The 15644-nt window shown below is 47.5% G+C and carries 16 protein-coding genes; 9 read left to right on the forward strand and 7 right to left on the reverse strand.

What is annotated here, in order from left to right; translation table 11 throughout:
- Positions 1-2 precede the first annotated feature (2 nt).
- From E8M12_RS08910 to E8M12_RS08925, 4 genes are all read left to right on the forward strand, one after another.
- Positions 3-557, forward strand: a complete 555-nt coding sequence (locus E8M12_RS08910; RefSeq protein ID WP_246034085.1) for a VOC family protein — start codon at positions 3-5, stop codon at positions 555-557.
- A gap of 44 nt (positions 558-601) precedes the next feature.
- Positions 602-1288: a GntR family transcriptional regulator gene (locus tag E8M12_RS08915; RefSeq protein ID WP_211245018.1), complete on the forward strand. Its 687-nt coding sequence runs from the start codon at positions 602-604 to the stop codon at positions 1286-1288.
- Positions 1289-1374: 86 nt separating this feature from the next.
- Positions 1375-2529 (forward strand): serine hydrolase domain-containing protein, encoded by a 1155-nt coding sequence (locus E8M12_RS08920; RefSeq protein ID WP_136735801.1) that lies wholly within the window; start codon positions 1375-1377, stop codon positions 2527-2529.
- 40 nt (positions 2530-2569) lie between these two features.
- Complete coding sequence (locus tag E8M12_RS08925) at positions 2570-3523, forward strand: zinc transporter ZntB (protein WP_136735802.1); 954 nt, start codon at positions 2570-2572, stop codon at positions 3521-3523.
- 65 nt (positions 3524-3588) lie between these two features.
- On the opposite strand, the gene E8M12_RS08930 is transcribed toward E8M12_RS08925, so the two are convergent.
- Complete coding sequence (locus E8M12_RS08930) at positions 3589-4431, reverse strand: LysR family transcriptional regulator (RefSeq protein WP_136735803.1); 843 nt, start codon at positions 4429-4431, stop codon at positions 3589-3591.
- Between the two features lie 133 nt (positions 4432-4564).
- Here E8M12_RS08930 and rimK point away from each other — a divergent pair, with 133 nt between their 5' ends.
- From rimK to E8M12_RS08950, 4 genes are read left to right on the forward strand one after another with little or no spacing between them, the layout of a single operon-like run.
- Positions 4565-5470: a 30S ribosomal protein S6--L-glutamate ligase gene (rimK, locus tag E8M12_RS08935; protein WP_136735804.1), complete on the forward strand. Its 906-nt coding sequence runs from the start codon at positions 4565-4567 to the stop codon at positions 5468-5470.
- Positions 5471-6505, forward strand: coding sequence for a succinylglutamate desuccinylase/aspartoacylase family protein (locus tag E8M12_RS08940; RefSeq protein ID WP_136735805.1), 1035 nt, complete (start codon positions 5471-5473; stop codon positions 6503-6505). It abuts the gene before it with no gap.
- Positions 6505-6939 carry an ATP-dependent zinc protease family protein gene (locus tag E8M12_RS08945; protein ID WP_136735806.1) on the forward strand — a complete coding sequence of 145 codons (435 nt, stop codon included), beginning with the start codon at positions 6505-6507 and terminating at the stop codon, positions 6937-6939. Before E8M12_RS08940 ends, E8M12_RS08945 begins: the two co-directional genes overlap by 1 nt.
- Positions 6936-7808, forward strand: a complete 873-nt coding sequence (locus E8M12_RS08950; RefSeq protein WP_246034087.1) for a mechanosensitive ion channel family protein — start codon at positions 6936-6938, stop codon at positions 7806-7808. Before E8M12_RS08945 ends, E8M12_RS08950 begins: the two co-directional genes overlap by 4 nt.
- A 10-nt stretch (positions 7809-7818) precedes the next feature.
- Here the strand turns inward: E8M12_RS08950 and E8M12_RS08955 are convergent, their stop codons facing one another.
- A complete protein-coding gene (locus tag E8M12_RS08955) occupies positions 7819-9120 on the reverse strand; it encodes an amidohydrolase family protein (protein ID WP_136735807.1) in 1302 nt (433 codons plus the stop codon).
- Positions 9121-9357: 237 nt separating this feature from the next.
- On the opposite strand from E8M12_RS08955, the gene zur reads away from it, so the two are divergent.
- Positions 9358-9792: a zinc uptake transcriptional repressor Zur gene (gene zur, locus E8M12_RS08960; protein WP_136735808.1), complete on the forward strand. Its 435-nt coding sequence runs from the start codon at positions 9358-9360 to the stop codon at positions 9790-9792.
- Between the two features lie 27 nt (positions 9793-9819).
- Here the strand turns inward: zur and E8M12_RS08965 are convergent, their stop codons facing one another.
- The 5 genes from E8M12_RS08965 to E8M12_RS08985 form a co-directional block, all read right to left on the reverse strand.
- A complete protein-coding gene (locus E8M12_RS08965) occupies positions 9820-10029 on the reverse strand; it encodes a DUF2375 family protein (RefSeq protein ID WP_136735809.1) in 210 nt (69 codons plus the stop codon).
- A gap of 80 nt (positions 10030-10109) precedes the next feature.
- On the reverse strand, positions 10110-11210 hold the full coding sequence (gene alr / locus E8M12_RS08970; protein WP_211245019.1) for an alanine racemase: 1101 nt from the start codon (positions 11208-11210) through the stop codon (positions 10110-10112).
- Positions 11211-11235: 25 nt separating this feature from the next.
- On the reverse strand, positions 11236-12648 hold the full coding sequence (dnaB, locus tag E8M12_RS08975) for a replicative DNA helicase (protein ID WP_136735811.1): 1413 nt from the start codon (positions 12646-12648) through the stop codon (positions 11236-11238).
- Between the two features lie 149 nt (positions 12649-12797).
- The gene (locus tag E8M12_RS08980) at positions 12798-14342 is read right to left on the reverse strand and encodes a SpoVR family protein (RefSeq protein WP_136735812.1); all 1545 of its coding nucleotides are present in this window, start codon (positions 14340-14342) and stop codon (positions 12798-12800) included.
- On the reverse strand, positions 14329-15630 hold the full coding sequence (locus E8M12_RS08985; RefSeq protein ID WP_136735813.1) for a YeaH/YhbH family protein: 1302 nt from the start codon (positions 15628-15630) through the stop codon (positions 14329-14331). The genes E8M12_RS08980 and E8M12_RS08985 overlap by 14 nt, the downstream gene beginning before the upstream one ends.
- Positions 15631-15644: the final 14 nt, after the last annotated feature.

Here is a 15644-nt window from a genome sequence, read left to right on the forward strand (position 1 = left end):
GCGTGAGTAATACAACGACCAAAACAACCGGGTTACCTGGCTTGAGAGGCGCCGAACACATTGGCTTTACTGTCCCCGACCTTGAACAGGCGACGCACTTTTTCGTTGACATTATCGGCTGTGAACAGTTTTATGATATCGGTCCAATCAGCGATCCAAACGGAGATTGGATGCAACAGCAGTTAAACGTGCCAAACAGTACGGTTATAAAAAAGCTACGATTTTTTCGTTGTAAAAATGGCAGTAATTTTGAAGTATTCGAATATCAGGCCGATGACCAGAATGTGCAGGTACCGCGCAATTGCGATGTTGGCGGTCATCATATCGCCTTTTACGTGGATGATTTCGATAAAGCCTTAGCTCACCTGCAGCAGCATGACATTACCATTTTAGGTTCACCGGTGATCCGGGATAGTGGCCCTAGTGCGGGGCAAACCTGGGTATATTTTTTATCTCCCTGGGGGATGCAATTTGAGCTGGTCAGTTATCCCGATGGCAAAGGCTATGAAACAACCTGTACTGACCGGTTGTGGCATCCACGATTTCCAGAAAAATAAGTGACCTGGTATCGGTACTGGCAACTATGACAGAGGAATTGAATTTGCAATCCAATACGAGCAAAACCGAGCGGCGAAACAGCGGCACAGTGAAAGACAAAAAGCACCGGGTTACGGAACAAATCAGAGAGTTGATTTTATCCGGTACCCTGGCACCGGGATGTCGGATTTCGCAGGAATCTTTGGCAGAACATTGTGGTACCAGCCGCATTCCGGTGCGAGATGCCTTAGCACGATTAGAAAACGATGGTCTGGTGATCCTAAAGCCGAACAGTGGCGCCTGGGTTGCCAAACTCGATCTGAACGAATGCATCGAAAGCTACAAGATTCGAGAACAACTTGAGCCCCTGGCGCTTGCCGAGGCTATCCCGAAGATGTCCGACGAACAAATTGCCCAGTTACAAGGCATGGTAGAAGATATGAAACAGGTGGAAGACACTGAAGAGTTTTTAAAGCTCGATCGGTTATTTCACCTGAGCAGTTATCAGGCATCGGGTATGAATCAGCTGAATCCAATGATTGAACGATTCTGGAACACAACACAGCATTATCGCCGGGCCTTTACCAAGTTAATCGGTCAGGACGGCACATGGATTATTCATGCTGAGCACACGTTAATGGTCGAAGCAATCAGGCGTCGGGATGCAGAAGGTGCTGCCCGGATCCTAAAGGAGCATATCAGGCGTACCCGGGTCAACCTGGAAAAACACTCGGAAATTTTTACCCATTAAAATGCGATGCCGCCCAGCCATGATGGAACTCCAGACTGCCCCTGAGCGCAAGCAAACGTTAATAACAGAGATAGCTGAGCTAAATCATGATTCGTGTATTAACCTCATCACCTGAATTTCAGCGAGTTACCCAAACATTTGCCGAGCATTTCAACCGTGATGATGAATTTCAGGACGTTGGCGCCAGCTTTAGCGTATATCAACATGGTGTAAAGCGTCTTGAATTAATCGGCGGCTTGCAACAGGACAATGCCGATATTCCCTGGCAGCCACAAACCCTGACAAATGTATGGTCGACCAGTAAGGGAATCATCGCAATAGCCATTGCCCAGCTCGTTGATTCCGGCGAACTGAATTATCAGTTACCGGTCAGGCACTGGTGGCCCGAGTTTGCTGCCAACGGTAAAGCCGAGATCACCCTGGCACAATTATTATCGCACCAAGCGGGTTTAAACGGGTTTAAAGAGCCTACCTCACCAGATGATTTATATGACTGGTCACTGATCACCCAACGTTTAGCGCAACAGGCTCCGTTGTGGAGTCCTGGTTCGACCGCTTCCTATCATGGTATGACGTTTGGCTGGCTGGCGGGCGAAATTATTCGACGTAGCACTGGATTAATGCCAGCCGACTACATCCGAACACAGATAGCCGAACCACTTGCAGCGGATTTACATATTGGCCTGCCGGTGCCACGCAAACCTAACGTCGCGCTTATTATTCCGCCAGAACCGGATAAACAGCCGATTTACCTCAATGACATTGCCCGGCATACGATACAAAACCCAGTGCCTGATGCATTACTGGCAAATTGCGATGCCTGGCAGCAAGCTCAGATTCCTGCCGTCAATATCCATGCAACCGCAGATGCACTGGCGAAAGTGTATGCAGCCACTATTTCCAACGACCGGAAAAAAGCCTTATTCAGGAAAAGTACGTTGCAACAAATGACCACCGCCTACAATGCCGGCAAAGATGAGATGCTCGGCGATCGTTATTGGGGCGCCGGTGTTGCGCTAAACAGCAATGGACTTTACGGACCGAATCGAGGCGCATTTGGTCATAGCGGCTGGGGTGGCAGTTTTGCCTGTGCCGATCCGCAATCAGGAATTAGTATGGCATATATCACCCGGCGCATGGGGTCGGCATTAAATGGCGATCCCAGGGCACAAAATCTGATAAAAGCGGTATATGAAGATATTATGCCTGGTTTCAATCCGTCACATTCCCCGGTAAAGTAGACTTAACTGTCTGTTAAATCACAAAAACAAGGAAAGGGTAATGACCATGCTGCTGGTAGAAGAATACGATTTTGATTTGCGTACCCAGGCAGGCCGGGAACCTGGTATCTCCACCCAACCGCACCAGGATCGCTGGTTGCATTTAAATTACACCAACCTTAAAAACAGAGAACAGCTCAAAGATTTCCCTCTCGATAATGTGATTACGGATGCCCTGCTCTCCGAAGAAACTCGGCCGCGGGCGCAATTACTCGAGGGAGGCATCTTACTGTCCCTGCGTGGTATCAATCTGGCTCAGGATTCCAAACCAGAGGATATGGTATCGGTACGAATATTCCTGGCTCAGGATTTTATTCTCTCCACCGGCCGTCGCAAGCTGCTATCTCTGGATAAAGTTGCGCACAGTATCACCAGCCAGGCTGGTCCGAAAACGCCATCCGCGTGGCTGGCAGACTTAATTGAAAACCTGACTGACAACATGGCAGGCACCGTTCACTTTATCGAAGAAACCTTGTCCGCCTTTGAGGAGACGGCCATTGAAAGCAAAGAACTGACATTTCAGTCAGAACTGGCAAACCTGCGCCGGCAAATTATCGCGATTCGTCGATATCTCGGGCCACAACGCGACGCCCTGCTTACCTTATTAAGCGATAAAAACCCGTTTATTGACGCGGAACAGAAAATTGAAATACGCGAATCACTGAACCACCTGCAGCTATATATTGAAGAGCTGGATTTATGTAAAGAGCGTGCCAACGTATTGCAGGAAGAAATTAATGTTAACCTCGGGCAAACCATGAATAACCGTATGTATGTGTTATCCATCGTTGCGGCGATCTTTTTGCCCCTGGGATTTCTCACTGGCCTGCTTGGTATCAATGTCGGTGGCATGCCTGGTGCTGATGACCCAAATGCTTTCTATCTGGTCTCATTTATTATGTTGTTGATAACGGTATTACTGACGCTGTTACTGAAAAAAAATAAATGGCTTTAATAAGCCTTTTTCTCTTTTAACAAAATTATTTTTTCATAGCCCGGTAACTTGATAAATATTATTTGTTAGCTGCGAATATGCGGAAAAATTTGCAATGCATCTTCGATGGTAGCCAGTTTCTGGTTTTGGGCCAGGTAGACGGCAAATATTTCCCGCTCAAAAACCGGCGTGCTGTCCACCAGAAACAACTTTTTTTTGCGGATATATTCAAAACATAACTGCCTCGGCAAATACGCCGACCCGCCGGCATCCAGAATAAAATTTAATGCTACCCGGGGCTGACTCATATGATGCCTGGGTGTAATTAACTCATTGAAATGTCGTCGAAACTGGGAATTTACCGATTCACCATAGTCGACCGAGATAAAATTCTCGATGTCACTGACGCTCAGGTTGTCTGTGGTCGACACCAGTTGCAACGGTACCGTTGCCACTTTTTCGGTGATCACATCTTCGCTGTAGGTAGGTTCAAATAAAAAGGCAATATCCAACAACCGGGTCTGAATTTGTTTACGTAACTCCAGCGACGAGTAGGTACTGGTATGTAAGCAGACATCGTCGAGGTTACGATGAATTTTTTGTAGCCAGTCTTGTAATACAACGTCCCAGATTGAGGTAATAGAGCCGACAAACAGTTGGATTGAATTATCCTGTGCTATCCCGACGTCGAGTTTAATTTTCTGCCACAGGGTAAGCATTTCTTTGGCATGCCTGGTCAGACGGTGTCCTTCAGGCGTCAGCTTTAAGCGTTTTTGCGACCGATCAAAGAGTTGGACGCCAAGATCCTCCTCCAGTTGCTTAATGCGAGCGCTTACTGCAGCCTGGGTCAGGAACAGGTTTTCCGCCGCCACCCGCACATGCAGGGTATGGCTGACTTCTAAAAAAGTTGATAGCAGTTCGATCTTCATTTGCCACAATCAATAAATTTTTTTTGTTAAACCATCATAGTTTATTTAGTTTTTATTTTCACTTATTCACGACTACATTTACCACAACTTAATTATTCGCTGTTTGCCAGCAACCCTATTGGAAATAAATACGATGAAAATTGCGATTCTCTCCCGTGAGCCAAACCTCTACTCTACCCGTCGCCTGGTTGAAGCCGGCCGTGAACGAGGTCATGAGGTGGATGTTATCGATACCTTACATTGCTACATGGATATAACCAGTAGCCGCCCAACGGTTCGTTATCATGGTGAAGAGTTGCCCCGTTATGATGCCATCATTCCACGTATCGGTGCCTCGATTACCTTTTACGGTACCGCCGTGGCGCGTCAGTTTGAAATGATGGGTACCTTTAATGTCAATGAATCCGTAGCGATCAGTCGTTCTCGCGACAAATTACGCTCGTTGCAATTGCTGTCTCGTAAAGGTATTGGCTTGCCGCGTACCGGTTTTGCCAGCAAAGCAGACAATATCAAAGACTTGATAAAAAATGTTGGTGGTGCACCGCTGGTCATTAAACTGTTGGAAGGTACCCAAGGCATTGGTGTGGTGTTAGCCGATACCGCCAAAGCAGCGGAGAGCATTATCGAAGCCTTTATGGATTTAAAAGCCAATATCCTGGTGCAGGAATTTATCAAAGAAGCTGGTGGTGCCGACATTCGCTGCCTGGTCGTCGGTAACCGGGTTGTTGCGGCGATGAAGCGTCAGGGGGCGGAAGGCGAGTTTCGTTCCAACTTGCATCGTGGTGGTTCGGCGGAGATCGTTAAACTATCAAAAGAAGAGCGCGAAACCGCGATCAACGCCGCCAAAGCAATGGGCCTTAATGTCTGTGGTGTTGACCTGTTGCGCTCTCACTCCGGACCTATGGTGATGGAAGTAAACTCATCACCAGGACTGGAAGGTATTGAAACGGCAACCAACTTGGATGTTGCTGGTAAAATCATTGAGTTTATTGAAAAAAATGCCAAACAAAACGCTAACCGTACCCGAGGAAAAGGATAAATGAGCGAATTTGTGATCGGCGGTCAAAGCATATTACCGGGTGAAAGTAAGAAAATCGCTTTACCCGTTGCGCGACTGTATACCGATGCGGAAGTGGATTTACCGGTCTACATTGTCCGCGGCAAGCGACCAGGGCCAACCGTGTTTATCAGCGCCGCGGTGCATGGTGATGAGCTTAATGGCATTGAGATCATTCGCCGCCTGGTTAACCTGAAAAGCTTTAAGGTAAGTCGCGGTACCGTTATCGCTGTGCCAATGGTTAATGTCTATGGAGTGGTAAACCAGAGTCGCTATATGCCAGATCGCCGTGACCTTAATCGCAGCTTTCCAGGTTCATCGAAAGGTTCTCTGGCGGCGCGAGTGGCGAACACGTTTTTGCAACAGGTTGTCGCCCATTGTGACTATGGTATCGATTTACATACTGGCGCTATTCATCGCTCGAACCTACCGCAAATCCGCGCCGATCTGAACGATGAGGAAACACGTTTGTTAGCGAACGTGTTTGCCGCGCCAGTGATTTTGCACTCCGAGGTTCTCGACGGTTCGTTACGGGAAGCTGCGGTAGAAATGAAAACCAAAGTGTTGCTTTATGAAGCCGGAGAAGCATTGCGCTTTGATGAATTGTCAATCCGCATTGGCCTCAAGGGCATTATTAACATTCTCAGGCACCTGGGCATGATTGCCAAAGGCAAACGCAGTAAGAGTGTCAGGAAACCCTTTGTTGCCGATCACAGTGGTTGGGTAAGAGCCAGTGTCAGCGGCATTGTCAGCCACAAATTTGATCTCGGCGACAGTGTCGAGAAAGGTGACGTGCTGGCCCATATCGGCAGTCCTTACGGAGAAGTGTTAGGCTCTGTTGTTGCCGCTAACAGCGGTGTGATCATCGGTAAGCAAAATATTCCGTTGGTACAGGAAGGCGAAGCCATGTATCACATTGCCTACTTTCAGGAAGACGAAGACAAGGTTGCCGAACATATTGAATCGGTGACTGAGGATTTTGTCGGTGAGCAACCATTAAGGGAAGTATTACTGTAATGGACAGGTTAATTATTGGTAGGTTAGAAGAAATCGCATTACCGGAACTGGGCATCGGACAGCTGACTGCCCGTGTCGATTCCGGGGCACAGACTTCTTCATTACATGTTGATAATATTAAAAAAATAAAAATCGGTGGGAAACAGGGAATCGAATTTGATTTGCATCCGGATTTTTATGATATTGATAAGGTGAAACGCTGTCAGGCGGTGATTCACGACGTTCGTCAGGTGAAATCATCCAATGGTGCCAGCGAACAACGGTTTGTGATTGAGACCATGGCAACCCTAGGGAGCCTGACCTGGCCAATCGAAATCACCTTAACAGACCGCTCAGATATGACCTATCTGATGTTGATCGGTCGACAGGCTCTGGGGGCTAAATTTTACATTGATGCCTCCGAGGCATTTATTATCAGTAACAGTGAACAATGAGTCAGGACCCAATGTTAGAAAAGCTGGAAGCAATTTTAAACTACACGCTGTTAACCTTTAATGAAGAACCTTTGACGGTAGGTGAAGTTCTGATTATCCCGGTCTGGCTCGCCTTGAGTTTCTGGGGGGTGCGATTAATCATAAAGGCCGTCACCGGGGCATTATCGCGCCGCGAAAAAGACCCGAACATTATTCAACTTATTGAGCGGGTCATCGTGGTCATCGCCATTGCGATTGTCTTTATGACAACTCTGTCAATGCTAAACGTGCCCATTGCCGCCTTTGCCTTTTTATCGGGTGCCATTGCCATTGGCTTTGGCTTTGGTGCGCAGAACATTATTAATAACTTTATCAGTGGCTGGATATTAATTGGCGAAAAGCCGATTCGTATCGGTGACTTTCTCGAGGTTGAAGGTGTTAAGGGGATTGTTGAAGAGATTAATACACGCTCTACCCGAATTCGTCGTACCGATGGCGTGCACTTACTGATACCTAACAGTAAATTACTGGAAAATACCGTGGTTAACTGGACATTGCGTGATCGCTTAGTCCGCGGTACCGTGCGCATCGGCGTTGCCTACGGGAGCGATTGCCAGCAAGTCAGTCAATTAATGCTGGATGCGAGCAAAGCACAAGCCAATGTGTTACAGACTCCTGAGCCTGCAGTATTTTTTCAGGACTTTGGTGATAACGCATTAATATTTGAGGTGTTTTTCTGGATAAACTCAACGGTTGATGGTGGTCTCAGAGCAGTAAGTAGTGAAATTCGCTATGAAATAGACAGACAGTTTAATCAGGCCGGCATTGTTATCGCATTTCCACAACGGGATATTCATGTCGACGGGTCACTTAAGTTAATTCGTAATTAACCGAAGGTGACTAATGATTGCTGCGAAACCTTGCAGACAACCGTTTCGAAGGGGGCACAATCACCTGCCCCTGTTTCATTGAATACTCTATGTGGTTAAGGGTTTCCAATCCCTGGCCGGGATCTTTGCCCAGCACCAGAAAACTGGCATCACAACCAACCTCAAAGCAGGCGAGCTTTCGATTGGGAAACAAATACTGGGACGTAGCAAATAAGGTATTTAATACTTCCTGGCGAGAAAAAGCGCCAATCAGGTAATAATGCTTGCCTTCATCAAACAACCTGGCGTACCCGCCACTACCGGTCAGTATCGGAATATTGTAAGCCTTTAACATTTGCAGGTTATTGCGTTGCAGCTGATAGTGCTGTTGCAGGTGTGAATCGGTCACCGCAGATTTACCAGCTTGCCTGGAAACCGTGCGGGCCAGATGGTAGACAGGAATTACTTTAACCTGATTCTTCTGCATTGCCTGAATGGATTTGATCGATAACTTAGCCGAGGGCTGAATGGATTGATCGCGACTAATACTGTGTCCCGGCAGTTGGGTAATAAAGTCGACACCAGCCTCGGCCGCCACCAGGGTATCATAGTCGGTTTCAACCTGAGCCATCACCTGAATATTATGATAATGCAAGGTTTCCACCAAATCGGCGACCAATTCCGGGTCAACACCATAAACGGTTTCAACATCAAGGCGATTCTTGCGAGAATGATGCCGCTCCGAGTAATACAGGAAAATTTTCACCAGTTTACTACCCTGCTCCTGCAATTGCTTTGCAGTTTTGGGAATATCAAACTTATCTTTAATGCGATAAACCTCGTTATTCGCGCTTTTATTAAGCTCATAGGGAATCGGCGCCAGGCCGGCGAGGCTATTATCGAATCGGGCAAAATCGGCAGTAATCGCCCCCTGCATTAATGCCATATCGTATGTGGTAGGGCTGCGAAAAAAGGATTGCAAGCGGGGCAATTCGGTACTGGATGCATTGGCATTCATGGCGTAAAAAACCCCACTGCGCAGTAACCTATCGCTGCGGGTACGGTCGACAGCCGCGACATAATGCTGAGCATCCGCTAAGGGCGGCACCAAGAAGAAACCGTCAAAGGATATTTTCTTACTGGAACGAAAACATTTACTGAGAACAACAAGCTTTTGCTGGTATACGCACAGATCTTTTTTAACAAAGCCAAGCGCCGGATCCCATACTTTGCCATCCATATACATGGTTGGCCGGGATTGCGCCTTACTGTCAAAAATTGCCAATGCAAAAACCATTATCAATAATATTGATAATGGAAAGCGAAAGTTCATAAACAAATCTCAATGCCAGCATCTTTGAACTGCTCAATCAAATCGCTCTGGTGCTTAGTGTTAGATTAGTATTCTCTGACTATATGTTAGTACAGCTTTGCCAATGGATAAAATTTCAGCAGCGATTAATTCCCGGGAGATCGCACAATTTCACTGACAATCCGGAATTCTTCAGCAACTTACCCGAAATGAAATTACTGTGATACACTGGCTGAAAAGTAATGTATTTCTCTATCTATGAAGGCAGAACAACTTCTCAAACAAGCACAACAGGCCTGTAAACAGCGAGGCGCCAGACTAACCAGTGCCCGCGAGCAGGTATTCTTATTAATGGCTGAAAGTGAACAGGCAATCGGTGCCTATGATCTTCTGGAAAAGCTACAAGCCATCGACCCTGGCGCCAAGCCGGCAACCGTTTATCGAGCTTTGGATTTTCTGTCCAAACAGGGGTTTGTTCACAAAATCGAATCGATAAATGCGTTTGTACTGTGCCATCACTTCAGTGACTGCGCCCATCCGGTCCAATTACTGATTTGCGATCATTGTGGTCACGTAGAAGAAATTCAGTCCGGCAACCTGGATTTAGCAATGCGGGCGATGGCTGATGCCAGTGGTTTTACCATCAGTCACCAGATTGTTGAAGCCCACGGCACCTGCCATAACTGCCAGTAACACGGGCAATCAATTCAATACATTACATTAGGAGTAGACCTGACGGTCTCCAAGTGAATTGCGAACGTGACAATCGCCATCCAGTACGGCAACGATAATTTTATCATCCCGATATCCCTGAGGTAGAATGACACGCTGGTTTTTTTCGACTTCCAGCCCGGTTAACACTTCCGCACAAATCGAAGTCATATCGGTTTGATCGTAATACAGCACAGTGATGGCGTTGTTAGTATCCATGTTATAGCCTCTAAATTAGCCAGGTTCCATTGTCTTCTGCTGCCAAGGACTTCGAAACCGAGGATATAATCACTATAGTCTTAGTTTGATAAAACGTCTATTTTGACTCGGGCGGTGATATTACAGAGGAGTTCGTATGGAATCGTTTCGGCATCGGCCGCTACGTCTTCGATGGCCAGGTTTTGCCCCCAGAGCTCCACATAATCGCCAACCTGAGCATTGCTTTCAGGCCCCAAATCGACGGTAATCATATCCATCGACACGCGTCCAACCAAAGGAACCCGTACACCGTTTACCAAAACCGGAGTTCCGATCCTGGCATGACGCGGGTAGCCATCACCATAACCAATAGCAACAACACCAATACGGGTATTGCGGCTGGCGGTGTAAGTGGCTCCATAACCGACACTGTCGCCTTCCTGAATCGATTTAACCGCAATCAGGGAGGAATGTAGCGTCATCACCGGCTTTAACTGCACATCATCGACGTTAGCCGGATGCAATGGATTTACCCCATATAGCATCACCCCGGGACGAACCCACTGGTAATGACATTCAGGCCAGGCGAGAATTGCTCCGGAATTGGCCAGTGAGCGAGGGAAGCTGCCATCTGTACAGGTACGTTCAAACAGCGCGATTTGTCGAGGGGTGATATCGCTGTTCAGTTGATCTGAGCTGCTCAGATGGCTCAGCACAACAATCTCACGATCAACCACAGGACAAGTGCGTAATCTTTGGTAAAAACTCTGAAATTGTTGCGGTTCAATGCCAAGGCGATTCATCCCAGTATCCACTTTTAACCAGACCTTGAGCGGCAATTGAATCTGTCCTGTTAGCGCCGCCATGGCCTCGAGGGCAGATAACTGGAATTCGCTGTGAACCACGATTTGCAGATTGTGTGCGACGATTAAGGGCAGGTCATCAGCACTGAAAAAGCCTTCCATTAACACCAGTTCGGTATTAATACCCGCTTCTCGCAGCGCAATAGCTTCATCGATTCTGGCGACGCCATATGCATCTACAGCGCCATTGAGGTGATGCGCAACCGTGAAAGCGCCATGGCCGTAGGCATTTGCTTTAAGCATTGCCACAACCTTACTGTTCGGTGCCAGGCGTTTTATCGTTGCCAGGTTATGATCCAGTGCATCAAGGTGAATATCGGCGGTAGCAATAGCCTGCATATCAGCGTCCCGTATAACTGTATGGCTAATCTTCTTCGAACGCCGGACCGGCATAGTTATCAAAACGTGAAAACTGTCCCTGGAAGGTCAGGCGCACCCGGCCTATCGGGCCGTTACGTTGTTTACCGATAATGATTTCTGCCGTGCCCTTATCGGGCGAATCATCGTGATATACCTCGTCACGATAAATAAACATGATCAAATCGGCATCCTGCTCGATAGAGCCGGATTCACGTAAATCGGAGTTTACCGGACGTTTATCGGCACGTTGCTCCAAACTACGGTTTAGCTGCGACAGGGCAATAACAGGTACCTGCAACTCCTTCGCCAGTGCTTTTAGTGAACGGGAGATTTCGGCAATTTCCAGGGTCCGGTTATCACTAAACGCCGGCACCCGCATTAACTGCAGGTAATCCACCATGATTAATGACAGGCCACCGTGGTCACGATGAATTCGACGGGCACGGGAGCGCACTTCGGTAGGAGTCAATCCCGAGGCATCGTCAACAAACATCTTACCTTTTTCAATCAACAGGCCCATGGTCGAGGAGAGCCTGGCCCAATCCTCATCACCGAGCTGGCCGGTACGAATTTTGGTTTGATCGATGCGTCCTAAGGATGCCAGCATCCTCATCATGATTTGTTCGGACGGCATCTCTAGTGAGAAGATCAAAGCCGGTTTGTCCTGCATCATCGCCGCATTTTCTGCCAGGTTCATTGCAAACGTGGTTTTACCCATCGACGGACGGGCGGCAACGATAATCAAATCTGACGGCTGCAGGCCGGCGGTCATCTTATCAAGATCCTGAAAACCGGTGCTTACCCCGGTTACCCCATCGTGCGGTTGTCCGTAAAGTTTTTCAATCTTATCAACCGTCTTTTCCAACACCGAATGAATATTTTCCGGACCTTCCGATTTATTGGCTCGTTGCTCCGCTATCTGGAAGACCTTCGACTCAGCAAAGTCCAGTAGCTCACTACTTTCCCGGCCCTGGGGATCATAACCAGCATCGGCAATCTCATTGGCTACCGCAATCAATTCACGGGTTACTGCACGTTCACGGACGATAGCCGCATAAGCATAGATGTTAGACGCACTTGGCGTGTTTTTCATCATTTCTGCAAGATACACGAAGCCACCCACATCATCGATTTGCTGCTGGTTTTCCAGAGCTTCGGACAGGGTGATCAAATCTACCGGATTGCCCTTTTCAATCAGGTCACCAATGGTATTAAAAATAATGCGATGGGAACGGGAATAAAAATCCTGGGCAACAACACGCTCGGCAACATTATCCCAGGCTTCATTGTCTAACAACAAGCCACCCAGGACGGACTGCTCCGCCTCCATCGAATGCGGGGCAACTTTTAATTGTTCTACCTGCTTGTCACGGTCTGCTTTATTAAATTGCGTCTGCGCGGCCTGCTTTTGCGCCATGAATTTAAGATCCTGCTCGAGAGTGAATGAATTCAGCTATTATCGCTGATTTGACTCTCCAAGATAAGTCATTGCGGCTAAGAATTGAAGTGAAAATTACAGCTTGGCAACAATTTCGGGAGGATTGCCAGTGCTTGCTGGCAGCCATTTTAGCTGTTATCCAGTTTCGGAGGGCAGGTACCGATGACCCGCTCATTGCCTTTTTCTTCTCGTTGCACCAGTTTAACGTCAAACTTCCACAAATAATAAAGATGTTTAAGAACCTCCTGATAAGACGGATGCAATGGTACCTTCTGATGGGGGACGTATTCCAGCGTTAAGGTTCTGTCACCGTCAATATCGGCATTGATAATCTGGATATTAGGTTCAATTTCACTGAGGTTATACTGATTCGATAACGCCTGGCGAATACGTCGGTAGCCGGATTCATTATGAATCGACTCGACCCGGATATAAGGGCTGGTCGCATCATCTTTGATATGGAACAACTTGAAGTCACGTATCAGTTTTGGTGACAAATACTGACTGATAAAACTCTCATCCTTGAAGTTTTGCATGGCAAAATGCACCGCATCCAGCCAGTCAGTGCCGGCCAGTTCAGGAAACCATTCGCGATCCTCATCGGTCGGTTGCTCGCAGATCCGTCGAATGTCGGTAAACATATGAAAGCCGAGGGCATAGGGGTTGATGCCGGAATAGCCCTTGCTGTTGTATGCCGGCTGACCAATCACATTGGAATGATGATGGACAAATTCAAGCATAAATTTGTCGCTGAGTTTGCCTTCATCGTATAGATGATTCAATAGTGTGTAATGCCAGAAGCAGGCCCAGCCTTCGTTCATCACCTGAGTTTGCTTTTGTGGATAAAAGTACTGTGCCAGCTTACGAACGATACGGACAATTTCCCGTTGCCAGGATTTTAACAGAGGAGAGTTTTTTTCAATAAAATAGAGCAGGTTTTCCTGCGGTTGCTCAGGAAACCTGGCTTTATCACGCGTTGCCGACGGCTCCTGCCTGGCAAATTTTTGCCACAAACTGTTAACCTGAGACTGCAAATACTCCTGACGTTGTTTTTGTCGTTTCCGCTCCTCTTTCAGAGAGATTCGCTGCGGTCGCTTATACCGGTCGACACCATGGGTCATCAGCGCATGGCAGGCATCCAGCGTAGATTCCACCTCATCGACACCATGCAGCTCCTCGCAACGGGCAATGTAATTTTTGGCAAACAACAGATAGTCGATAATGGAGCTGGCATCGGTCCAGGACTTGAACAGATAATTGCCTTTAAAAAAGGAATTATGGCCATAACAGGCATGTGCCATGACCAACGCCTGCATGGTCAAGGTATTTTCTTCCATCAGGTAGGCGATACAGGGGTTTGAATTAATGACAATTTCATACGCCAGTCCCATATGACCACGCTTATAGGTTTGTTGGGTCTGGATGAACTTCTTGCCAAAAGACCAGTGATGGTAGCCAATAGGCATACCCACGCTGGCGTAGGCATCCATCATCTGCTCCGAGGTAATCATTTCAATTTGATTAGGATAGGTATCCAGTCGATAATGTTCTGCAACCCGGGCCAGCTCCTGCTCATAGACCTGCAAATCGGCAAAGGTCCAGTCTGCGCAATCCGGCAGGCACCCCCGATAGGTAGCATTTGCCTCAGCGATATGTTGGTTATTCTTTGACATTAACCACTCCCGCACTGACACCATTGGTCGATTTTTTAAAGAGATCGCGAAACACCGGATAAATATCGCTTATTTCGCGGATTCGACGCATGGCAAAATGACTTTCGCTATTGGCTAATGCCCGATACCGTTGCCACAGAGATTTATGTAAATCCTGGGTGATTTCTATATAGGCATAGAACCGTACCGCCGGCAGGATCTGGTTTTTCAACAACTCATAACACTTTTCGGTATCGTCCTGCCAGTTATCACCATCAGAAGCCTGGGCCGCATATATATTCCAGTCGCCCGAGCTATAACGTTCTGCGACAATTTCCTGCATCAACTCAAGTGCGCTGGAAACAATGGTACCGCCGGTTTCCCGGGAGTAAAAAAAGTCCTGCTCATCCACTTCTTTCGCCTGGGTATGATGGATGATGTAGACCACATCAATTGTCTGGTAAGTACGGCTTAAAAACAGATACAGCAAAATATAAAACCGCTTAGCAATGTCTTTGGTGGCCTGCACCATCGATCCGGAAACGTCCATCAGACAAAACATCACCGCTTTAGATGTGGGAACCGCCTGTTTATCGTAATTGCGATAATGCATATCAAAGCTGTCGATAAAGGGTACCGCACTAATCCGCTCTTTGAGCATATCAATCTGTGCCTGCAATTGGGCGACGATATTGGGGTCATGGTTTTCACTCGCCAGCACCTGCTCAAGCTCCTGCTCGCAAGCTTTTAATTCCCGTCGCTTGCCACTGGTCATCGCGATGCGCCTGGCAATCGATCCCTGTAACGATTTAACGATATCGATATTGGCGGGAACGCCTTCGGCGCAATAACCGGAGCGGACGGTTTTGTATTCCACTAATTTGTCGAGTTGACTTTTTTGCAGGTTGGGGAGTTCTAAATCATCGAACAACAAATTGAGATATTCATCATGGGAAATTGAAAATACGAAGTCATCCTGTCCCTGGCCCCGGTCGCTGGCATTGCCAGCGCCACTGCCCTGCCCGCCCTGCGCTTTCGGACGCGGAATTTTATCGCCCTCTGCAAACTGGTCATTACCTGCAAATACCCGGTTTTTACTGCCACCATCACCTTGTCGAAATACCGGCTCGAGCAAATCTTTCTTGGCAATTGATACGTCCTGACCTGTGGTTAAGTCAGTCACCTTACGATCATTAATGCTGTCGGCCAGAGAACGCTTAATCTGGTTTTTATGACGACGAAAAAATCTCTGGCGATTCACCATAGATTTGTTTTTACTGTTCAATCGTCGGTCAATAAAATTAGCCATGCCTTATATGCCTT

The sequence above is a fragment of the Thalassotalea mangrovi genome, assembly GCF_005116735.1.
In the GTDB taxonomy this organism is placed as follows: domain Bacteria; phylum Pseudomonadota; class Gammaproteobacteria; order Enterobacterales; family Alteromonadaceae; genus Thalassotalea_A; species Thalassotalea_A mangrovi.

Excerpts from the sequence above, each read along its gene's own strand:
- E8M12_RS08920 (WP_136735801.1), top strand. The coding sequence starts at position 1,375 with ATGATTCGTGTATTAACCTCATCACCTGAATTTCAGCGAGTTACCCAA.
- E8M12_RS08925 (WP_136735802.1), top strand. The coding sequence starts at position 2,570 with ATGACCATGCTGCTGGTAGAAGAATACGATTTTGATTTGCGTACCCAG.
- E8M12_RS08930 (WP_136735803.1), bottom strand. The coding sequence starts at position 4,431 with ATGAAGATCGAACTGCTATCAACTTTTTTAGAAGTCAGCCATACCCTG.
- rimK (WP_136735804.1), top strand. The coding sequence starts at position 4,565 with ATGAAAATTGCGATTCTCTCCCGTGAGCCAAACCTCTACTCTACCCGT.
- E8M12_RS08940 (WP_136735805.1), top strand. The coding sequence starts at position 5,471 with ATGAGCGAATTTGTGATCGGCGGTCAAAGCATATTACCGGGTGAAAGT.
- E8M12_RS08945 (WP_136735806.1), top strand. The coding sequence starts at position 6,505 with ATGGACAGGTTAATTATTGGTAGGTTAGAAGAAATCGCATTACCGGAA.
- E8M12_RS08950 (WP_246034087.1), top strand. The coding sequence starts at position 6,936 with ATGAGTCAGGACCCAATGTTAGAAAAGCTGGAAGCAATTTTAAACTAC.
- E8M12_RS08955 (WP_136735807.1), bottom strand. The coding sequence starts at position 9,120 with ATGAACTTTCGCTTTCCATTATCAATATTATTGATAATGGTTTTTGCA.
- zur (WP_136735808.1), top strand. The coding sequence starts at position 9,358 with ATGAAGGCAGAACAACTTCTCAAACAAGCACAACAGGCCTGTAAACAG.
- E8M12_RS08965 (WP_136735809.1), bottom strand. The coding sequence starts at position 10,029 with ATGGATACTAACAACGCCATCACTGTGCTGTATTACGATCAAACCGAT.
- alr (WP_211245019.1), bottom strand. The coding sequence starts at position 11,210 with ATGCAGGCTATTGCTACCGCCGATATTCACCTTGATGCACTGGATCAT.
- dnaB (WP_136735811.1), bottom strand. The coding sequence starts at position 12,648 with ATGGCGCAAAAGCAGGCCGCGCAGACGCAATTTAATAAAGCAGACCGT.
- E8M12_RS08980 (WP_136735812.1), bottom strand. The coding sequence starts at position 14,342 with ATGTCAAAGAATAACCAACATATCGCTGAGGCAAATGCTACCTATCGG.
- E8M12_RS08985 (WP_136735813.1), bottom strand. The coding sequence starts at position 15,630 with ATGGCTAATTTTATTGACCGACGATTGAACAGTAAAAACAAATCTATG.